Here is a 19828-nt window from a genome sequence, read left to right as displayed (position 1 = left end):
GTGATCACTTCACCCCGCTGCGTTCGCTATCGGTGTCCATGGCCGCGGTCTGGGTCTGCTGCACGCGGCGCTGGCTGCGGCGCCTGACGACGAATCGGACACCTGCCAGGACGAGCAGAACTGCCATGACGTACGGGAGATGACCGACCACGTCGGTCATCCGGTGCCAGTTGTCGCCGAGCAGGTATCCGGCGCCGATCAACGTGGAGTTCCACATCAGGCTGCCGATCGTGGTGAACAGCACGAACTTCGGCAGCGGCATCCGCTCGACTCCGGCCGGCACCGAGATGAGGGTACGGATGCCCGGCAGCATCCGGCCGAACATCACCGCCTTGCCGCCGTGCCGGGCGAACCATGCTTCGGTGCGGTCGACGGTCTCCGCCTTGAAGCCCGGGATCTTCACCAACAGCGTCCGCACGCGCGCGTCCGAGCCGCGCCCCGAGGGCGTACAGGACGAGCGAGCCCACGACCGATCCCGCGGTGGCCCAGGCAATGGCCACGCGCCGATGTGGATGACGCCCTGGGTGGCGGAGTACCCGACGAGCGGCATCACCAGGTCGGCGGGGACGATCGAGAGCATGTTGTCCAGGGCGGAGATGAGCGCGATCCCGAGCCCGCCGAGGGAGTCGATCATGTCGACGGCCCAGCCGGCCAGGCCCCCAGTCGGTTCGGCGGTGGCTTGGGCGAGGTAGGGCGTCATGCGTCTCCTCCAGGAAGTTCGATGTAAGCGTGTGCTGAGCAATGGCTGAGCTCGCACGGACCCGGGACAGCCTCGACGGCCTCGTCGGCGCCGCGACCGCGGCCGAACGCGAGGGCCGCCCTGGTTTACCGATCACCGCGCCGATTCCGTCCATCGCGGATTGCGCTCCCGTCCTACGCCTCGGTGCGCTCACTGCCGCAGACCACGGTCGTGGCCTCCTTCCGGCTTCGGTGGCGCCTGACGACGAGGGCTCGCGTGCGGTCCCGGCCGAGCCGCGCGCCGAGAATGCTGTCAAGGGCGCAGGCCAACCCGGACCCCAGCCCGCCAGGCGGCGCGGACGGCGATGGCCTGGCGCCACTGCCGGATGACCTTGGGCGGTATGCCGACGGCGAGGGCGCCGGTGAGCCGGTCGCCGGTGCGGTAGGCGGCCACGAACCGGCGTTCGTCCAAGTCGCCTTCGACGACGGCGNGTAGGCGGCCACGAACCGGCGTTCGTCCAAGTCGCCTTCGACGACGGCGACTTCGTCGTGGCCGCGCAGATGGCCGTATGCCTGGATCTTCATGTCGTACTGGTCGGACCAGAAGTACGGCACCGGCGTGAAGGGCTTGTGGGCGTGGGGGTTGAGCAGGTTGCGGGCGGCGGCCATGCCTTGCTCGGCGGCGTTGGTGCGGTGCTCGATCCGCATCGACGCATCGAACAGGGGGTTGTGCCAGCGGGCGACGTCTCCGGCCGCGTACACGTTCGGTGCGGCCCGGCAGTATGCGTCGCACACCACGCCGTCCCGGAGCGTCAGCCCGCTTCCGGCGAGCCACTCGGTGTTGGGGCGCGAGCCGATGGCGACCAGGATCTTGTCGCCCGCGACGATCTCGCCGGCGGTGAGCCGCACGCCGTGCTCGGTCACCTCGGTGACTGTGACCCCGGTGCGCAGTCGCACGCCCCGGTCCAGGTGAGCCTGCGCCAATACCCTGCCGACCTCGTCGCCGACGGCGTGGGCCATGGGCACGGGGGCCGGTTCCAGGAGGGTTACCGCGCAGCCGCGCTGCCGGGCGACGGCGGCCACCTCGGCGCCGAGGAACCCGGCGCCGACGACGATCAGCCTTAGGCCGGGCTCAGTCCGTCGCGCAGGTCGAGGGCGTCGTCGAGGGTGCGCAGCACGTGCGCGCCCTCGCCGGGTAGCCGGCGAGGACGTACGCCGGTGGCGATGATCAGTCCGTCGTACGGCAGCGTCGAGCAGTCCGCCAGTGCCACTGCGCGGTCTTCCAGGTCCAGGCCGGTGGCCGCGGTGTCGAGACGCAGGTCGAGATCGAGGGCGTCGATGTCGGCGGGGGTGCGGAGGCTGAGGTGGTCCGCGTCCCAGCCTCCGGTCAGGAGTTGTTTGGACAGGGGTGGGCGGTCGTAGGGCAGGTACGGTTCGTCGCCGACCAGGGTGAGTGTGCCGTCGAAGCCCTCGCGGCGCAGTTGTCTCGGCCGCCGCCAGTCCGGCGGCCGAGGCGCCGACGACAACAATCCGCGTCACTGGTCCACCAGGCGGATCGCGGCGGCCGGGCAGATCGCTGCGGCTTCCCGCACCCCGTCGAGCAGGTCCTCGGCGGGGTGGTCGGTCAGCAGGATCGCGATGCCGTCTTCGTCACGCTGGTCGAAGACGTCCGGGGCGGCCATGACGCATTGCCCGGAGGCGACGCACTTCGGCACGTCCAGTTCCACATTCACGGTTGGTGTCCTTGTTTTTGGTGTGTGGGGGAACGGTCGCTCGGGTTCACCATGCGACGGGGATGCGTCCGACTCCGCCGGTGAGCCGCTGGTCGGAGAGGACTTCGATCTCTTCGATGTCCACGGCCAGGCGCAGGGTCGGGAAGGGCGCAGCAGTGCCGGGAAGACGATCCGCAGTTCGGTGCGGGCGAGGTTCGAGCCGATGCAGACGCGCGGGCCGTGGCCGAAGGCGAGGTGGGTGTTGGGCTTGCGGTCGGGGTCGAATGTGTCGGGGTCGGCGAAGGCGGCGGGGTCGCGGTTGGCGGCGTCGTTGGCGAGGAGCACCGCGTCACCGCGGGCGATGGTGACGCCGCCGATCTCGACGTCCTCCTGGGCATAGCGCAGCATGCCGATGCCGCCGGGGGCGGCGATGCGCAGGATCTCCTCGACGGCGGACTGAATGCGGGTCTCCGGGTCGGCGGCCAGGCGGTCCCGGCGGCTGGTGTCGGAGAGCAGCCACAGGGTGCCGAAGCCGATCCGGGCGGCGGTGGTCTCGTGCCCGGCGAAGGTCAGGACCGAGGCCATCTTCCGCACGTCCTGGTCGGTGAAGGTGGGGTCCTCGGCCTGCATGGCGAGGATGTCGGAGATGACGTCCGTTCCCGGAGTCTCGCGCTTGGCCTCGATCAGGCGGCCCATGTAGTTCATGAACTCGCCCATCGCGGCCCGCGCGTCGTCACCGCCGTGGATGGACCCCATCCGCTGCGACCACTCCCGGAAGTGGTCGCGGTCCTCGGCGGGTACGCCCAGCAGTTCGCAGATCACCAGGACCGGCAGCGGGAACGCCAGCAGGTCGTGCAGGTCGACGGGCTCGTCCGGCCGGTCCTTGTGGGCCGCCTCCATGTCGTCCAGAAGACCCTCGGTCAGTTCCTGGATCCGGTCGGACAGTCGACGCATGCGCGGCGCCGAGAACGCCGGCACCAGCATCCGGCGCATCCGGTCGTGCTCGTGCCCTTCACTCTCCGGGGTGCTTGAGGGACCCTTCAGCAGCGCGGCGTTGGAGATCCGGGACGCCTGCTCGGGCGCGTGGTGCGAGCGCCGGAAGCGGCGGCCGTCACCGTAGATCTGACGGGCCTCCTCGAAACCGGTCACGAGCCACGCGGGATCACCGGCGGGAGTCGTCACACGCGCGATCGGCCCGTTCTGGCGCAGCAGACCGTACATCGGCTCGGGATCGAGAACACTCGTCCGCTCGAAGGGGATCCGGGGGGAGCGGTCGGCCGTATTGGTCATGAACGATCCTCATCGCTTGTGGGGGGATGCCTGGTTGAAGGCTGTCCCAGCGCCGCGTGCGCTGTCGTCCAACCAGTGCTGGCAGTCCGCGTTACCGAAACCGCAGTAGCCCTACTGAAACCGCGGTATGTCCCGAGGATTCGCGTACTGGCGGCGGGGGCCTGTCGTGCCGGAGAAGGACAGACCGACTTGCGTGTACCGCGACTTCAGCAGGGTGACTGCCAGCAGCGGCACGACGACGGGAGGGGCCCCGCGCGGGGAGCCTGAGCCGGTATCCGAGACCGGCCTGCGCGTCGACGGCAAGGGCGCCGTGTGCCGGTCCTCGTCCGGCGTCCGACAGGGCCGACCGCGGTTCACGTGTCCGTGTGAGCTGCTCGACGCGTCTCCTCTCGGACTCCCGCACCGGGAGGCAGCACCTCAGATGAGAACTCGTACAGGCCTCGGGCTGGCGGCGCTGGCTTCGTGCGCCGCGCTCCTGGCCGCGGTAACCGTCGGCCGGGACGGTGACGGCAATGTCGCGTCGTCCCTCTTCAAGCCCCCGAACGGGCCCTATGTCGCCTTGGGCGACTCCTACACGGCCGGCCCGAAGATTCCCGATCAGACGGGGAAACCGGCCGGCTGCGACCGATCCGACCGCAACTACCCCGCGTTGGTGTCCGACGGGCTCGGTCTCGCTGCGGCCGACTTCCGTGACGTGAGCTGTAGTGGGGCCACCATCGGTGACCTGCTCGCCCCGCAGTCCACGGACCGCGGCGTCAACCCGGCCCAGTTGTCGGCAGTTTCGTCCGCCACGCGGCTGGTCACGGTCGGCATCGGCGGCAACGACATCGATTTCAGCTCGCTGATCACCTCGTGCGTCAAGGCCGGCGTCCGGTACCAGCTGGAGAACCGGATCGGTGACCGGCAGGCGGACGACGCACTCTGCCGGGCACGGCACGTCTCCGCGGGTACCGACGAGGTCGAGGCGAAGATCAAGGCGGCGGGCGGCCGGTTGTCCGGCGTGCTGAGCGACATCGAGCGCCGTGCTCCCAAGGCGCGGGTGTATGTCATCGGTTACCCGGCGATCCTGCCGGCCAAGGGCACCGACTGCGCAGGCCGGATGGGCCTGGCGCCCGGCGACGTGACCTTCCTGCGGCAGAAGGAGCAGCAACTCAACGCCATGCTGCGGGACAAGGCGGAATCCGCCGGGGCCGGGTACGTCGACACCTACACGCCCTCCGCCGGCCGCGACGCCTGCGCGGACCGCGATGTGCGCTGGGTCGAGCCCTTGATGCCGGCGGTTCCGGCGGCGCCCGTGCACCCCAACGAGCGCGGCATGGCGCAGGCCGTGCTCCGCACGGTCCGAGTCTCGGGCTGACGCGGGCGCCGTCGTACCGGTGCAGGAGACGACGGCTCAGACGCGTACTGCGGATTCAGTAGTCGATCCTCCGGATTCGGTAGGCGGCAGTGCCAGTAGCCGCACGACGACGAGGTGGCCCCTGCCAGGACAGCCTGGTTGGGCAAACGAGATCAGATGTGGAGTTCCCTGACGTGGCTACTTTTCTGTATCGACTGGGCCGTACGGCCTTCCGGCGGCGTGGGTACGTCGCCCTCATGTGGTTGGCCGTCCTGGCCGCCGTCGGATTGAGCGCCCTGCAGGCCCCGGGAGCCTCCGACGACGAGTTCTCGATGCCGGGCATCGAGTCCCAGAAGGCGTTCGACCTGATGCAACAGCGCTTCCCCGGTGCGGCCGCCGACGGCGCCACCGCCCGGGTCGTCTTCGTCGCCCCGGACGGGCAGAAGGTGACCGCGTCCGACAACCGGGCGGCCATCGAGGAGACGGCGGACGCCTTGGAAGATGGCTCGCAGGTTGCCGGCGTGGCGGATCCCTTCGACTCGCAGGCGGTCAGCGAGGACGGCTCGACGGCGTACGCGACCGTCACGTACAAGGTGAAGTCCGCGGAGGTCACGGACGCCAGCCGGACCGCGTTGGAGAAAGCCGCCGACCAGGCACGCGAAGCGGGTCTGACGGTCGAGGCCGGTGGCGACGCGATGGACAGCGGCGGGGGGCCCGGCGGGGTGGCCGAGATCATCGGCATCTCGGTGGCGGCCCTCGTCCTGCTGATCACCTTCGGTTCGCTGGCCGCCGCGGGACTGCCGCTGCTGACCGCCGCCCTCGGCGTCGGCGTGAGCATATTCACGATCATGCTGTTGGCCGATCCGCTCGGTCTGTCCTCGACGACCCTCACGCTGGCGATGATGCTGGGCCTGGCGGTCGGCATCGACTATGCGCTGTTCGTCGTCTCCCGCTACCGCGAGGAGCGCGTCAAGGGCCACGCTCCGCAGGAGGCGGCCGGTCTGGCGGTCGGTACGGCGGGGTCGGCGGTCGTCTTCGCCGGGCTCACGGTAGTCATCGCGCTGGCCGGTCTGACGGTGGTCGGCATCCCGATGCTGACCAAGATGGGCTTGGCCGCGGCCGGCGCCGTCGGCGTCGCCGTTGTCATCGCGCTGACCGTGGTTCCGGCCTTCCTCGGCTTCTGGCCGGGCGCCGTGCTGTCGAGGGCCGCGCGCGGGAAGGGACGCGGCCGCCTGCTGCGGTACAAGAAGACCGAGAAGGCCGAGAAGACCAGGAAGGCCGAGAAGACCAGGAAGGCCGAGAAGGCCGGGAAGGCCGACATCCTGCTCTTCAAGAAGGCCAGGAAGACGCGGACGAACGAGACGCCTCAGGTCGAGAAGAGCGAGGAGAACAACGGAGGAACCCGCTGGGCGCGCATCGTGCTGCGCCGCCCGATCTCCGTACTGCTGTTGGGTGTTCTCGGCCTCGGGGCCCTCGCGATCCCGATGACCCAGTTGCAGCTGGGCATGCCCGGCGACGAGGCCAAGCCCACCTCCACCACCGAGCGCCGCGCCTACGACGCCCTCGCCGAGGGCTTCGGCCCCGGCTTCAACGGCCCGCTGACCATCGTCGTGGACGCCAAGGGAGTCGACGACTCCAAGGCCGCGGTCAGCACGATCAGCGAGAAGATCGCTGACACGAAGGGGATCGTCTCGGTCGCCCCGCCCCACTTCAACGAGGCCGGGGATACGGCGGTGTTCACCGCCACCCCGTCCACCAGCCCCACCGACGAGAAGACGAAGACCCTCGTCAAGACCATCCGGGACGAGCGCCCCGCGACCGAGTCCGCCGCTGACGCGTCCTTCGAGGTCACCGGCACCACCGCGCTCAACATCGACATCGCTGAGAACGTCCAGGCCGCGCTGGTCCCCTACCTCATCACCATCGTCGGCCTGGCCATCATGCTCCTGCTGGTGGTCTTCCGGTCCGTCCTCGTCCCCCTCAAGGCGGCCCTCGGCTTCCTCCTCTCCGTCCTGGCGGCACTGGGCGCGGTCGTCCTGGTCTTCCAGCAGGGCCACGCGGCCGAGTTGCTGGGCGTGGAGCAGACCGGGCCGATCATGAGCCTGATGCCGATCTTCCTGGTGGGCATCGTCTTCGGCCTGGCCATGGACTACGAGGTCTTCCTGGTCTCGCGGATGAGGGAGGCGTACGTCCACGGCGAGTCGGCCGAGCAGGCGGTCGTCTCAGGATTCCGGCACAGCGCCCGGGTGGTTGTGGCTGCCGCGCTGATCATGATCGCGGTCTTCGCCGGGTTCGTGGGCGAGAGCGACTCCATGATCAAGATGGTCGGCTTCGGCCTGGCCACCGCCGTGCTTTTCGACGCCTTCGTCGTCCGGATGGCGATCGTGCCCGCGATTCTCTCCCTGCTGGGCGACCGGGCCTGGTGGCTGCCTGCCTGGCTGGACCGGATCCTGCCCAACGTCGACGTGGAGGGGGAGTCCCTCAACCGCCTGCCGGCCGACGGCACCCGAGCAGCCCCGTCCGCGGACGCCGAAGGGGAGGCGCACGTCAGGGCCACGACCGTGGACGGGAACAACGAGGCAACCGCCAAGGCCACTCTCAAGGGGAGGATCAAGGCCAAGCGAAAGAAGGCCCGGGCCAAGGTCAAGCCCGAAGCTGCAGAAACGGCCGTGGACGCCGCCCCCGACGACACAAGCACGGGCGCGGACAACCCTGCCGGGACGCGTGTCTGACCAGCCACCCTCCACCCGTCCCTGGGCCGCCCGAGGTTGAAGCCACGGGCGGCCCATAGGGCACTCCGCACCGCCCGTCGTCCACCATGGACCCAGCAACTTCACCTGGAGAAACGATGACCACCAGCCCGGAGCGTCACCCAGGGCGCCGTCCGCGAGTCGTGGACGCGGTGATGGGCCTGGCGCTGTTCGGCTGCGCGGCCGTCGGTGCCTCGATCAACATCCCCGGCGTCGACCAGCCACGGCAGACATGGCCCGCCGACCTCCTCGCCGCGATCTCCTGCGTCGCTCTGTTGAAGGGGCGCAGTCACCCGCGCGCCGTCGCCTTGGTCACGGTCTGCACCGTGACCACCGGCGCCCTGGGGTATCTGCTCACCCCGCTCCTGCTGGCCCCCCTCATGCTCGCTCTCTACTGGGTGGCCGCCGGCGTCGACCCCAGGACCACACGCGTGTACGGCCTGGTGATCACGGCCATGGTGGTGATCACCGCCGTACTCGACAAGCCCACGACCGAGATGCTGATGCTCAGGACCATCGGCCCGGTCCTGTGGCTGCTGCTGCCCCTGGTCGGAGGCAGCAGGGCCCGCCTGAGTCACGCCTATCTGGAGTCCGTGCAGGCCCGGGCCGCGCACGCCGAGCGCACCCGCGAGGAGGAGGCACGCCTGCGCGTCGCCGAGGAGCGGATGCGCATCGCCCGCGAGCTCCACGATGTCGTCGCTCACCACATGGCCGTCGCCAACGCGCAGGCCGGCACCGCCGCCCACCTGGCGCCCACCCACCCCGAGCAGTCACAGCAGATCCTGGCCGCTCTGTCCGGCACGACGTCCTCCGCACTGCTCGAACTGCGGGCCACGGTCGGTGTGTTGCGCCACGCCGACGACCCCGACTCCGATCCCCTGCAACCCGCCCCTGGCCTGGACCGCCTCCCCGAGCTGATCTCGGCGTGCGAGTCGGCCGGCCTCGAGGTCATCGTCACCACCGAAGGAGACTCCCGGCCCTTGTCACCAGGTGTGGACCTGACGGCGTACCGGATCATCCAGGAAGCCCTCACCAACGCCACCAAACACGCCTCCGACCGAGCGGCCCACGTAAAGCTCACTTACTCCGGGTCCTGCTTGCTCATCACGGTCACCAACGACGGCATCGCTACCGCTCCCACAGTTCCAGGCGGCGGCTTCGGCCTCATGGGCATGCGCGAACGCGCCCACTCCGTCGGCGGCGACCTGCATGCCGGTCCTCGTCCTGAGGGCGGCTTCGAAGTCACCACGTCACTGCCGCTTCATCCCCAGGCCCCAGAAGAGCACGAGGCAACCCTGTGACCATCCGTGTCCTGCTCGCCGACGACCAGGCCCTGCTACGGGGCACGTTCCGGTTGCTGATCGACTCCTGCGCCGACATGCAGGTGGTGGGCGAGGCCACCAACGGTCAGGAAGCGGTGGACCTCGCCCGCACCCACCACCCCGACGTCGTCCTCATGGACATCCGCATGCCCGGGACGGACGGCCTGGCCGCCACCGCCACCATCTGCGACGACCCCGGACTGTCCGGTACCCGTGTCCTCGTCCTCACCATGTTCGAGAGCGAGGAGTACGTGGCCAAGGCGCTGCGCATCGGCGCGAGCGGCTTCCTGGGCAAATACGTCACCACCGACGTCCTGCTGGCCGGCATCCGGACCGTCGCCGCCGGAGAAGCCCTCCTCTCACCCGGCGCCACCCGCGCCCTCATCACCCGCTTCCTGACCGCGCCCGCGACCGCACCCGGCGCCCTCCTGGCACCCCCGGAACGCCTGAACGACCTCACCCCCCGCGAACGACAGGTCACCGCCCTGGCCGCCGAGGGAAACTCCAACGACGAGATCGCCGAGCAACTTGTCCTCAGCGTGCTGACGGTCCGCACCCACATCCAGCGCGCCCTGACCAAGCTCGGTGCCCGCGACCGCGCCCAACTCGTCGTCATCGCCTACCAGACCGGCCTCGTCCGACCGACACGCGCCGTGTAAGTCCCCCCGGCTACTCCCGCACAGCCGGCAAGCCGGTCACAGCAGGGCAACGACGATCCGTCTGACGTGCTGGCGTGGCGCAGACTTTGCATACTTCGTCTGCTTCTATCGGGGGGATCATGCGCCACATCATCAGAGCATCCGCGCTCGCAGCAGTCGGCTGCCTGAGTCTCACTGCCTGTTCCGGCAGTGATGACAAGAGCGATCCGCAGCCGAGTCCGCGCACCGCGCTCAAGTTCGGGCAGACCGCCGATACCGCCGGTGTGGGCGGTAAGAGCACCGTGCAGATCACCCCGGACACCGTCGTCTACGTCGACGAGGCCGGCGCGGAAACCCCGGACCACGGTCTCTTCGCTGTCGTCAGGTTCGAATCCGGGAATCGGTCCAAGTCCCCGGTGACGACCACAGCCGGCAAGGGTGGCTTCCGGTGGAAGACACCCGACGGGAACACCGTCAAGGCGGGGAACAGCAAGGGGGCGGGAAGCATCGCTGCCGTTGGATTCAGTGAGGGTGGTCCAGATATCTCACCCGGGACCTACCAGGTCGACACTGTCGCGTTCGATATCACCGCCGCCGAGAAGGGTGGCACCCTCGTGTACGTCGACGGTGACGGCGTCGCGTTCCGCTGGAAGATCCCTTCCACGAGTTCAGGGTCCACTGCTGCTGCTCTGAAGTCCGCGTTGCGGTAAGGCTTCATGGGGCGCTGGGCCGGCCGTGCGGGACAACTCCGGTACGGCCCATGACCTGCACGGCTCAGGCCAGGTTGATCCACACGCCCTTCGTCTCGGTGAACTCGTCGATCGCGGTCCCGCTCATCTCGCGGCCCCAGCCGCTGGCGCCGAAGCCGCCCCAGGGCGCGGCCGGGTCCAGGAACGGCAGCATGTTGACGTAGACGCTGCCCGCCCGGATCGTGGCGGCCAGGTTGTGCGCGGTGGTCAGGTCCTTGGTCCACACGCAGGCCGCCAGACCGTACTCGGTGTCGTTGGCCCGGGGCGCCAGCTCCTCGGGGTCCTCGTAGGAGAGGATCGAAAGCACCGGGCCGAAGATCTCCTCCCGTGCGATGGCCATGTCGTCGGTGACCCCGCTGAAGACGGTCGGCTGGAAGAAGTAGCCCCCGGCGAGGTCGCCGTCGGGGCGCGCGCCGCCGGTCACCAGCTCGGCGCCCTGCTCGACACCGAGCCGCACGTAGTGGGCGACCCGTTCGACCTGCTCCTGCGAGACCAGGGGCCCCATCACCGTGTCCGGGGAGAGGCCGGGACCGAGGGGGAGTCCGGACGCGGCGGCGGCGATCTTCTCGGTGAACTCGTCGACCCGGCGATGGTCTACGTAGAAGCGGGTGTAGGCGGCGCAGACCTGGCCGCTGTTGAGCAGCGCACCCTGCAGGTTGCCGGCCACGGCCGCGTCGATGTCGGCGTCCCGGGCGACGATGCTGGGCGCCTTGCCGCCCAGTTCGAGGCTGACCCGCTTGAGGTTGCGCGCGGCGGCGGCCACGATCAGCTTGCCGACCTCGGTCGATCCGGTGAAGGACACCTTGTCCACGCCGTCGTGCTCGGTCAGTGCCCGGCCGGCTTCCGGGCCGCCGGTAAGGCAGTTGACCACCCCGGCCGGGATCCCGGCCTCCAGGCACAGCCGCGCCAGGAACACCGTGGTCAGCGGCGTCTGTTCGGCCGGTTTGAGGATGACCGTGTTGCCGCAGGCCAGCGCGGGCGCGAGCTTCCAGGCCGCGATCGCCAGCGGCAGGTTCCACGGTGTGATCAGCGCGCACACGCCCACCGGCTCGCGCCGCGTGTAGTGCATGGTGCCCGGGATCGACACCGCGGAGACCGAGCCCTCGATCTTGGTGCACCAACCCGCGTAGTACCGGAACATCTCGGCGGCCAGCGGCACGTTGAGCCCCTTGGCGATGCCGATCGGCTGCCCCTGGTCGCAGGTCTCCAGTTCGGCGAGCTCGTCGGCGTACTTCTCGATGAGGTCGGCGACCGCCCACAGCAGTCTGGCTCGTGCCGCCGGGGGCATGGTGCGCCAGGCGGGGTCGTCGAAGGCGGTACGTGCAGCGTCGACAGCGGCGTCCACGTCGGACGGCCCGGCTTCGGCGACCGTACCGAGCGGGGTTCCCGTCGCAGGGTCGTAGGTCTTGAACTCGGCACCGTCCGCGGCCGGCAGCCACTTCCCGCCGATCAGCAGACTCGATGGTATGTCCATGGCTGGTCCTTCCGGTCCCTCGCGTGCGGGAACTGAGGTGGTCGTCATCGGTGAAGTGGTCGTCAGCGGTGGGGTGGCCGCCCCGGTGGAGCCGTCGTCACCGGTCGGCAAGGATGAGGTCGGACGCCTTCTCGCCGATCATGATCGACGGCGCGTTGGTGTTGCCCGAGGGGACGGCCGGCATGATCGACGCGTCCGCGACCCGGAGCCCCGGGACGCCGTGCACGCGCAGGCTCGGGTCCACCACGGACAGGGAGTCGAGCCCCATACGGCAGGTGCCGACCTGGTGTTGGTACGTGCTGACCGCGCGACGCACGTATGCGCGCAGGTCGTCGCGGGTACGGGCCTCGGGCCCTGGGGCCATCTCGGCCTTGCGCCACTCGTCGAAGGCGGAGGCCGCGCCGATCTCGCGGCACATCTCCACGGCGTCCACGAGCGCTTCGAGGTCGTAGCGCTCGGCCAGCATGTTCGGGTCGACCAGCGGCGTCGCCTCGGGGTCGGCCGAGGACAGGCGCAGGGTGCCCCGGGACAACGGCCGTACGATGCCGGGCGCGATGGTGTAGCCGTGCTCCGGGACCGGGTAGCTCTCAGCCGGGTACACCACGTGGAAGAACAGCGGCTGGAGATCCGGACCGGGACGCGAGGAGTCGGTGCCGGCGAAGAACTGGGCCTCCAGCAGGTTGGCCTTGCCAGGAGGCAGCGGCCTGGTCGCCTCGTAGACGTTGAAGACGATGGCGTGGTCGTGGAGGTTCTCGCCGACGCCCGGGAGGTCGATTCTGACCTCGATGCCGAACTCCTTGAGCTGCGCGGCCGGTCCGATGCCGCTGAGCAGGAGCAGATGGGCGGATCCGATGACGCCGGCGCTCAGCACGACCTCGGCCGTCGCCCGGGTCTGGTGCACGACTCCGTCCACCGCGTACTCGACGCCGACCGCCCGCTCGCCGTCGAACAGGACCCGGTGCGCGTGGGCGCCGGTGGTGACGGTCAGCCCGGGGTGGCCGGCCACCGGAGCCATGAAGCTCTGCCACGTGCTCATCCGCCTGCCGTCCCGGGCGGTGACGTGGTTGAAGCCGACGCCGGACATCCGCTCGCCGTTGAAGTCGTCGGTCTGTGGAATGCCGAGGGTGGTGGCCGCATCGACGAAGGAGAAGGCGGTGGGATGCGGGTCGGCGATACGGGAGACCGGCATCGGGCCGCCCGCGCCGTGCCACTCGCTCGCACCGTCGACGTGGTCCTCCGAGCGCTTGAACAGTGGCAGCACGCTGTCCCAGTCCCAGCCGGGGCAGCCGTTGTAGGCCCAGGAGTCGTAGTCGCTGCGGTGCCCTCTGATGTAGATCATCGCGTTGATGGAGCTGCTGCCGCCCAGCACCTTGCCCCGCGGCCAGACGATCGAGCGGCCGTTGGCGTGCTGCTGCGGGCTGGTGGGCACTGCCCAGTCCATGTCGCTGCCCAGCAGCCCCGGCCACGCCTGAGGGGTGCTGATCATGGGGTCGTCGTCGGCGGGCCCGGCTTCGAGGACATGCACGCTGTGTCCCTGGTCGAGCAGCCGCCGGGCGATGACGCTGCCCGCCGACCCCGCGCCGACGACCACATAGTCGTGTTCCGTGGTTTCTGTTCTCGCCATGTCGTTTCGCCTCCCCAGGCCTTGTGCCTCGCGGTGACGTTAGGCAGCGGAGCGGCGGCCGGGGCACCATCACGCGCACCGGTATTCGCCAGTTCGCGTATTGGGATCCGGTCGGTTGGGTCTCGGGAACCGGCCGGATTACGCATCGGGAATACCGGTCCGTGCATCGACGGCCGACTGAGGTTTGACGACCCGGTGACAAGAAAGTAATAGGCGAGAAGCCGATCCTGGGCTATCTTCCTGCTCTCGGTACACGGCCCCATGAGTGAGGGCAGCCATGAGACGCAACGACTACGAGGGCGTCGAGCAGTTCGAGGCCGCCGCGTCGCAATCCTTCGTGCCTCTGCGTATCCGCGTTCCGGCAGAGGGCGGACTGCATGCCAGCCTCGGGGGCGTGGTGGTCGATGGGGTCGTGATATCCCGGATAGTCAGCACACCGTGCAAGGTCCGCAGGGATGTACCTGAAATCGGCTCCGGCGACCGCGAGTTGGTGAAGATCGCACTGCACAGACGCGGGCGGGCAGGAGTCGAACAGAACGGCCAACGGGGCTCGCTGCGGCCCGGCGATCTCGTGGCCTACGACACCTCACGACCCTACGAGCTGCGGTACTGGGACGACTTCGAGACCTTCGTCATCGGGATACCGCGCTCGCGGCTCGGGCTCAACGCCGACCTGATCGGCCGGCGGTGCGCGTCTCCGCTGTCGCCCGGCCCGGGAGTCGGACAGGTCGTGTCGTCCTGCATCACCGGGCTCGGCGGAAACCTCGAAGAGGTCTCCCCGGCCGCCGCCATGCACCTCGCGGACGCGCTGGTCTCCCTGATCATCTCGGCCTTCACCGATGCCGTGCCCTCGGACACCGGGACCACCTCTGATCTGGCCGACCGGATCCTCGCCTACTGCCTGGCCAATCTGGCCGACCCCGCGCTGTCGGTGGGCTTCGTCGCCCGACGGCACGGCATCTCGGTGCGCTACCTGCAGAAACTGCTCAGCCAGCGGGACATGTCCCTCGCGGCCTGGATCAGGCGGGAGCGCCTGCACCGCATCCACCGGGACCTCTCCAACCCTTCGCTGGCGAACCGTACGACGGTCGAGATCGTCGCCCGCTGGGGAATCCTCGATCCCACGCACCTCAGCCGCGCTCTCAAGGCGGAGTTCGGCAGGACCGCCCAGGAGATCCGCCGTGCGGCGCGGCCTTGAGCCCGGCACCTCCCGGCGGGGTGTGGGCCGGAGCGGGACGCGGCGGGGGAGTAGGGGAATCCTTTACGGCGTGAAGGGATTTTCCCAGGTGAACGCGGAGATACCTGGGTTGTCCCGGACTCCTCGGACACTTAGCGTCTGGCGAGAGATCCCTCCGGCATTCGAGGAATCGCTCATGACACTCCGACGTGACCGCGCGATGAACACGCTGACCCGGTACCTGCAGTTGTGCGATGTCCCCGTCCCCTCCGGTACGGAGGGCGAACTCGGCGACCTGTTCACCGACGACGCGGTCTGGGAAGGTGTGGGCCCGAAGTACGGCGACAAGTTCGGCCGTACAGAAGGCCGACAGGCCATTGCCGAAATGGTTTCGGCGTATCTGCCGCCCAACAGCCACTTCCGGGAGAACGTTCATCTGCTCTTCCCCGGAAACATTGATCTCGGCGACTCGACCGCCCGGGGAAGCTGGCTCATGCAGCAGCTCTCACGTTACGAATCGGGCGCCGCCGAGGTCATGGTGGCCAGGCTGGACGTGACCTTCCGGTTCGACGCGCGGCGGGCGCTGATCAGCCGGTTCAGGACCGAGCAGCTCTTCAGCTCTCCGCTGGCGGGGTGAGCGGGGTTGTGTGCACGGAGGGAGAACGGACAACGATGACTGATTCGGGCGGGCGCACCACCTTTCTGACCTGCTACGCCGACCTCCACGGCTATGGATGGAACCATGTCGACCTCTTCGTCCACGACAGCGCGGGCAGGGAGATCAACTGGGTTCACTGGCACGTGGACGAGGACGGGCCGGACGCCGCGGACCGCGCGACCGCCCGCGTCGAACCGGCACTGCGCCGGACCAGCGACTGGGAGCACGGGATCCGCGCCGACGGCAGCAGCTACTGGATCGCGCAAGCGGCGTGGGACGAGTGATCCGGAGGTGACGGCGATGCAGGCCCAACACGCGCCCCCGGGACCGGCGGACGGGCAGCCGCCGGGCAGCGTCGTCTACATCGTCGACGACGATCAGGAATTGTGCAGGTCACTGGCCTGGCTGCTGGAGTCCGTGAAAATCAGGTCCCTGTGCTTCACCGATGTGAGGACCTTCCTGTACTCCTACGACCGGGACCAGCCCGCGTGCCTGGTGCTGGATGTGCGCATGCCGGAAGTGAGCGGCTTCCAGCTCCAGGAGATCCTGAACCAGGCCGGATCAGCCATCCCGGTCATCTTCGTGTCCGCCCACGGCGACATCAGGATGTCGGTGCGGGCACTGCAGAACGGGGCCGTGGATTTCCTGGAGAAGCCCTACGATCCGCAGCACATGCTCGAGGTCGTCCAGCAGGCGCTGCGGACCGCGCAGGAACGGTTCGCCCGGGCGGCCAGGCAGCAGGCGCTCCAGAGGCGCCTGGGTAACCTCAGCCCGCGTGAGCTGGAGATCCTTCGTATGGTGATCGACGGCGTACCCAGCAAGAACATCGCTACCCGGCTGGGGATCAGTACGAAGACCGTCGATGTGCACCGCACCCGCATACGGGAGAAGGCCGGTGCCGAGAGCATGGCGACTCTCGTCCGGGACGTTCTCCAGGCGGGCCTCAGGCTGCCGTCCCCATGACACGCCCAGTGATACGGAGACGCGAGGTGGGCGACCTCGAACTCGCCGACTACCGGGAACTCGTCCAGGCCCTGAAGTACTGCGTGCTGCTGCACGACGCCAGGACGTACGAGATCCTCTGGGCGAACAAGGCCGCCTGCGATCTGCTGGAGTGGACGGTCGACGAGCTGAAGCCGCTCAAGGCGCCGGACATGTCCAAGAACGCACAGCAGTACAGCCGTGAACTGGGGCTCCGCTGGCTGCGGCGGGCGGTCGACCACGGAGTGAGCGCCACCGAGTGGTGCTACCGGTCGAAGACCGGCGAGGAGATTCTGACCGAGGCCATCGCGATCCGGGTGGAGCTGCCGTCCCGGCCGATCGTGATGGTGCAGTTCCGCGACATCGCCGAGGAGAAGGCCACCCAGCGCGATCTGTTCCGGACCGAGGGCCGGCTGCGGGCGTTCCTGCGCAATCTCGCGGAGGGCATCGTCGTCCTCGACGACGACGGCGTGGTGGTCTTCGCCAGCGAGTCCGCCGCCAAACTGCTGGACGTGGACGTCGCCACGCTGACCGGTTCGGACTTCGCCCGGTTCTGCGATGCGCAGTCCCGGGCGGTCCTGAGCGAGACCATCGAGAAGACGGCCAAAGGCACACCTCCGCAGGATTCGAGGTACCGGCTGGCCGCGCCGGGCGCCGATCCCCGCTGGTACGCGGGCACCTGCCAGTACATCGAGATCGAGAGCGACCTGCGCGGGCATCTACTGCTGTTCCACGACATCTCCGACCGTGTGCGCGCGGAGGAGGAGCACCGCAGGGATACCCAGTACCTCAACCACCTGGCCAGGTACAACGCCATGGGTGACATGGCGATGGCCATCGCCCACGAGGTCAGCCAGCCCCTCGCCGCCGCGTACAACTTCATCGAGGGCGCCCGGAGCCGGCTCGGGGAACCCGGCCATGCCGAGCACGAGCAAGTGGCCTGGGGGCTGGAGAACGCCAAACGCCAGATCGAGCGGTCGAGCCAGATCCTCAAGAGCCTGAGACAGTACGTCGTACGGCTCGAACAGTCGGAGCAGCTGATCGACCTCAACACGATCGTCAGGGACTGCCTCTACTTCATCGACCTGAGGGCCCAGGAGCATTCCGTCGGCCTCGTACTCGATCTGACGGCCGAGCAGCTCCCGGTGTGCTGCGAGAAGGTCCTCATCGGACAGGTCGTGATGAATCTCGCCTTCAACGCCGTCGACGAGATGGCGCGATGGCCGGTGGAACAGCGGCGAGTCGAGCTGGCCACCAGGCGCTTGGACGCGCACGCGGAGTTGGTCGTACGCGACTACGGGCAGGGGCTCTCCGCGTTTCCCGGCGGCAAGGTCTTCGACGGTGTCTTCACCTCGAAGGAGAACGGAAACGGCATCGGTCTGGCGTTGAGCCACCGCATCGTCACTCGTCACCGCGGTCGCATCGAGGCCGCTGAGAACACTCCGCGCGGAGCGATCTTCTCCTTCGCTCTTCCGTCGGCGGGTGACGACGCGGAAGGCTAAAGCGCGCCAGGCTCTGGTCGCGGGCCGCAGGCAGGGGATATCTAGATGTGAATCAATACTCACAACAAGCTTGAGGGAAAGCTCACATATGGCCCCATTGCTCGTCAAGAGCCGTGTGCGCACGTCTGTGCGACGTCGAGCCTGGGAGCTCAGCGGCCTTCCGGGGTGCCGAGGAGGTAGGAGACGATCGCCGTCTGGAGGTGGCTGCGCAGCTCGCTCCAGGGCAGTGGGCGGTCGGACTCCAGGGACTCGCCCTGGGTGATGCGGTGCGCGACCGTGGCGTAGATCAGGCGGAAGGCGAAGTCCAGCGCGGCCTCGGGGTCCGGATGTGCCACGGGTGTGTGACGCAGTGCCTCGGTGAAATAGCGGTTGTCCTCGACGCTGACGCGGGAGCCCTCGGCCCGTACCGCTTCGTGCCGGGTGCCGAGCAGCAGGAAGACGCGCAGCAGGGCCTCGTGGGCCTGGAAGCTGTCGGTGATCGCGCCGACCGCTTCGGCGATCGCCACGGCCGGATCGCGCAGGATGCTCAACCGCTCCATGGGCATGCGTTCGGCGATCTCGGCCTGGAGATTTTCGGTGAAGGCGTGCTGGATGGCCAGCAGGAGTCCTTCCTTGTCGCCGAACCGGCGGTAGATGCTGCCGACCGCCATGCCGGCCCGCTCGGCCACGGCGGCCACGGTGAGCGCGTCCACTCCGCCCTCTTCGAGCAGTGCGTACCCGGCGTGCAGGATGTCCTGCTGCGAACGGCGGCTGCGTTCCTGGAGGGCGGCGGGCCTGCCGGCGGTGGGCTCGGTCACTCGCGCAGTTTATCGACCGGGCTCTTGACGTCCACGTCGCTGACGTGTGAATCTCGATTCACATCAAATGTGAATCCAACTTCACATGCGGATCTCGGCATGCACGGTCGAGCCGCGCTCCTCTCTTCCCACCTCACCCCTCGCAACGGCGCGGGGCTGTTCCTGGAGGTGTTTCATGGCTCCGCTCTACGACATCGCCGTCGTCGGCTACGGACCGACCGGCCTCACCGCTGCGTCCCTGCTCGGCCGGCTAGGCCACCGGGTGGCGGATGTGGAGAGCGCGATCGACAGGAGGCTGCGCGGCTACGGTACGGTCGACGTCCGTCAGGGCTGGGCGGTCACCGGACTCGACCAGGACGACGACGGCGTCACCCTGCGCCTGTGCGGCTGGAACGCCGAGACAAGCTGTGCGGACGGACCGCACGACGAGGTCCGGGCCCGCTATGTGATCGCCGCCGACGGCAGCCGCAGTGGGGTGCGGGAACTGCTCGGCGTGCAGCGCGAGGATCTCGGGTTCAACGAGAGTTGGGTCAACATCGACACCGAGTGGCTGCGCCCACAGCCACCGGAGTTCGCCTACGGCACCCAGTACTGCGATCCCGCGCGCGGGCACATGACCATCAACATCGGCACAACCCGCCAGCGCTTCGAGTTCGCCCTGTTGCCGGGCGAGTCCCGGGAGGAGATGACCGCCCCGGAAACCGCCTGGCGCCTCCTGCGGGAGTACCACGACCTGGGCCCGGACGACGTGCGGATCACCCGGCAGCTTGTCTACGGCTTCGAGGCCCGCATCGCCACCCGCTGGCGCACCGGCAGGGTCTTCCTGACCGGCGACGCCGCCCACACCATGCCCCCGTACCTCGGCCAGGGCGCGTGCAGCGGCATCCGTGACGCCACCAACCTCGCCTGGAAACTCCACCTCGTCCTCGGCGGCCTGGCGCCCGACGCGCTCCTGGACACCTACGAGAGCGAGCGCCGCCCGCACGTTACCGCCCTCACCCACGCGGCGATCGGCCTCGGCAAGGTCGCCAATACCCACGACGTCGAGGCCGCGGCGGCCCGGGACGCGGCCTTCTTCGCCGGCAAAGTACCCCCGCCGCCCCCGTTCCCGCCGCTGAGCGGCGGAGTGCTGCGCAAGGG

At 69.0% G+C, this 19828-nt stretch carries 16 protein-coding genes and 3 pseudogenes; 11 read left to right on the top strand and 8 right to left on the bottom strand.

Annotation, left to right across the window (positions count from 1 at the left end; translation table 11 throughout):
* Positions 1 to 4: 4 nt before the first annotated feature.
* The 5 genes and pseudogenes from FGD71_RS04835 to FGD71_RS04820 all read right to left on the bottom strand — a co-directional run bounded on the left by FGD71_RS04835 (position 5) and on the right by FGD71_RS04820 (position 3680).
* A complete protein-coding gene (locus FGD71_RS04835; protein WP_240436391.1) occupies positions 5 to 700 on the bottom strand; it encodes a DedA family protein in 696 nt (231 codons plus the stop codon).
* 291 nt (positions 701 to 991) lie between these two features.
* Positions 992 to 1169 (bottom strand): annotated as a pseudogene (locus tag FGD71_RS48435) (NAD(P)/FAD-dependent oxidoreductase); the annotation flags it as partial.
* A 1-nt stretch (position 1170) separates the two neighbouring features.
* Positions 1171 to 1263: pseudogene (locus FGD71_RS50055) on the bottom strand (oxidoreductase C-terminal domain-containing protein); the annotation flags it as partial.
* 144 nt (positions 1264 to 1407) lie between these two features.
* A pseudogene (locus FGD71_RS04830) lies at positions 1408 to 2204 on the bottom strand (NAD(P)/FAD-dependent oxidoreductase); the annotation flags it as partial.
* A gap of 9 nt (positions 2205 to 2213) precedes the next feature.
* Positions 2214 to 3680, bottom strand: coding sequence for a cytochrome P450 (locus FGD71_RS04820; RefSeq protein ID WP_240436390.1), 1467 nt, complete (start codon positions 3678 to 3680; stop codon positions 2214 to 2216).
* Positions 3681 to 4101: 421 nt separating this feature from the next.
* On the opposite strand from FGD71_RS04820, the gene FGD71_RS04815 reads away from it, so the two are divergent.
* The 5 genes from FGD71_RS04815 (at position 4102) to FGD71_RS04795 (ending at position 10436) form a co-directional block, all read left to right on the top strand.
* Positions 4102 to 5037 carry an SGNH/GDSL hydrolase family protein gene (locus tag FGD71_RS04815; RefSeq protein ID WP_119099123.1) on the top strand — a complete coding sequence of 312 codons (936 nt, stop codon included), beginning with the start codon at positions 4102 to 4104 and terminating at the stop codon, positions 5035 to 5037.
* Positions 5038 to 5210: 173 nt separating this feature from the next.
* Positions 5211 to 7748, top strand: coding sequence for an MMPL family transporter (locus FGD71_RS04810; protein ID WP_162931026.1), 2538 nt, complete (start codon positions 5211 to 5213; stop codon positions 7746 to 7748).
* A gap of 116 nt (positions 7749 to 7864) precedes the next feature.
* Positions 7865 to 9067, top strand: a complete 1203-nt coding sequence (locus FGD71_RS04805; RefSeq protein ID WP_119099122.1) for a sensor histidine kinase — start codon at positions 7865 to 7867, stop codon at positions 9065 to 9067.
* Positions 9064 to 9747 carry a response regulator transcription factor gene (locus FGD71_RS04800; protein ID WP_119099121.1) on the top strand — a complete coding sequence of 228 codons (684 nt, stop codon included), beginning with the start codon at positions 9064 to 9066 and terminating at the stop codon, positions 9745 to 9747. The genes FGD71_RS04805 and FGD71_RS04800 overlap by 4 nt, the downstream gene beginning before the upstream one ends.
* A 281-nt stretch (positions 9748 to 10028) precedes the next feature.
* Positions 10029 to 10436, top strand: coding sequence for a hypothetical protein (locus FGD71_RS04795; RefSeq protein ID WP_140935824.1), 408 nt, complete (start codon positions 10029 to 10031; stop codon positions 10434 to 10436).
* A gap of 64 nt (positions 10437 to 10500) precedes the next feature.
* On the opposite strand, the gene FGD71_RS04790 is transcribed toward FGD71_RS04795, so the two are convergent.
* Both FGD71_RS04790 and FGD71_RS04785 read right to left on the bottom strand, forming a co-directional pair.
* Complete coding sequence (locus tag FGD71_RS04790) at positions 10501 to 11949, bottom strand: aldehyde dehydrogenase family protein (RefSeq protein ID WP_119099119.1); 1449 nt, start codon at positions 11947 to 11949, stop codon at positions 10501 to 10503.
* 97 nt (positions 11950 to 12046) lie between these two features.
* Positions 12047 to 13573: a GMC family oxidoreductase gene (locus tag FGD71_RS04785; RefSeq protein ID WP_119099118.1), complete on the bottom strand. Its 1527-nt coding sequence runs from the start codon at positions 13571 to 13573 to the stop codon at positions 12047 to 12049.
* Between the two features lie 277 nt (positions 13574 to 13850).
* On the opposite strand from FGD71_RS04785, the gene FGD71_RS04780 reads away from it, so the two are divergent.
* The 5 genes from FGD71_RS04780 (at position 13851) to FGD71_RS04760 (ending at position 17891) form a co-directional block, all read left to right on the top strand.
* Complete coding sequence (locus tag FGD71_RS04780) at positions 13851 to 14771, top strand: AraC-like ligand-binding domain-containing protein (protein ID WP_119099117.1); 921 nt, start codon at positions 13851 to 13853, stop codon at positions 14769 to 14771.
* A 175-nt stretch (positions 14772 to 14946) separates the two neighbouring features.
* Positions 14947 to 15387, top strand: a complete 441-nt coding sequence (locus FGD71_RS04775) for a nuclear transport factor 2 family protein (RefSeq protein WP_119099116.1) — start codon at positions 14947 to 14949, stop codon at positions 15385 to 15387.
* Positions 15388 to 15422: 35 nt separating this feature from the next.
* On the top strand, positions 15423 to 15692 hold the full coding sequence (locus FGD71_RS04770) for a hypothetical protein (protein ID WP_119099115.1): 270 nt from the start codon (positions 15423 to 15425) through the stop codon (positions 15690 to 15692).
* Between the two features lie 16 nt (positions 15693 to 15708).
* Positions 15709 to 16371: a response regulator transcription factor gene (locus tag FGD71_RS04765; RefSeq protein WP_119099114.1), complete on the top strand. Its 663-nt coding sequence runs from the start codon at positions 15709 to 15711 to the stop codon at positions 16369 to 16371.
* Complete coding sequence (locus tag FGD71_RS04760; protein ID WP_205571093.1) at positions 16368 to 17891, top strand: PAS domain-containing sensor histidine kinase; 1524 nt, start codon at positions 16368 to 16370, stop codon at positions 17889 to 17891. The genes FGD71_RS04765 and FGD71_RS04760 overlap by 4 nt, the downstream gene beginning before the upstream one ends.
* Positions 17892 to 18040: 149 nt before the next feature.
* Here FGD71_RS04760 and FGD71_RS04755 read toward each other — a convergent pair whose 3' ends face one another.
* Positions 18041 to 18688, bottom strand: coding sequence for a TetR/AcrR family transcriptional regulator (locus FGD71_RS04755; protein ID WP_119099112.1), 648 nt, complete (start codon positions 18686 to 18688; stop codon positions 18041 to 18043).
* 175 nt (positions 18689 to 18863) lie between these two features.
* Between FGD71_RS04755 and FGD71_RS04750 the strand changes: the two genes are divergently transcribed.
* The coding region (locus FGD71_RS04750; protein WP_181359121.1) for an FAD-dependent monooxygenase at positions 18864 to 19828 on the top strand (965 nt) is incomplete at its 3' end.

The sequence above is a fragment of the Streptomyces sporangiiformans genome (assembly GCF_005768555.2).
GTDB lineage: Bacteria > Actinomycetota > Actinomycetes > Streptomycetales > Streptomycetaceae > Streptomyces > Streptomyces sporangiiformans.
This window is presented reverse-complemented; position numbering and strand designations above follow the sequence as displayed.

Bases quoted from the DNA above. Each gene is read 5' to 3' on its own strand.
- FGD71_RS04760 (WP_205571093.1), top strand. From the start codon at position 16,368: ATGACACGCCCAGTGATACGGAGACGCGAGGTGGGCGACCTCGAACTC.
- FGD71_RS04790 (WP_119099119.1), bottom strand. From the start codon at position 11,949: ATGGACATACCATCGAGTCTGCTGATCGGCGGGAAGTGGCTGCCGGCC.
- FGD71_RS04780 (WP_119099117.1), top strand. From the start codon at position 13,851: ATGAGACGCAACGACTACGAGGGCGTCGAGCAGTTCGAGGCCGCCGCG.
- FGD71_RS04820 (WP_240436390.1), bottom strand. From the start codon at position 3,680: ATGACCAATACGGCCGACCGCTCCCCCCGGATCCCCTTCGAGCGGACG.
- FGD71_RS04815 (WP_119099123.1), top strand. From the start codon at position 4,102: ATGAGAACTCGTACAGGCCTCGGGCTGGCGGCGCTGGCTTCGTGCGCC.
- FGD71_RS04765 (WP_119099114.1), top strand. From the start codon at position 15,709: ATGCAGGCCCAACACGCGCCCCCGGGACCGGCGGACGGGCAGCCGCCG.
- FGD71_RS04775 (WP_119099116.1), top strand. From the start codon at position 14,947: ATGACACTCCGACGTGACCGCGCGATGAACACGCTGACCCGGTACCTG.
- FGD71_RS04785 (WP_119099118.1), bottom strand. From the start codon at position 13,573: ATGGCGAGAACAGAAACCACGGAACACGACTATGTGGTCGTCGGCGCG.
- FGD71_RS04770 (WP_119099115.1), top strand. From the start codon at position 15,423: ATGACTGATTCGGGCGGGCGCACCACCTTTCTGACCTGCTACGCCGAC.
- FGD71_RS04805 (WP_119099122.1), top strand. From the start codon at position 7,865: ATGACCACCAGCCCGGAGCGTCACCCAGGGCGCCGTCCGCGAGTCGTG.
- FGD71_RS04835 (WP_240436391.1), bottom strand. From the start codon at position 700: ATGACGCCCTACCTCGCCCAAGCCACCGCCGAACCGACTGGGGGCCTG.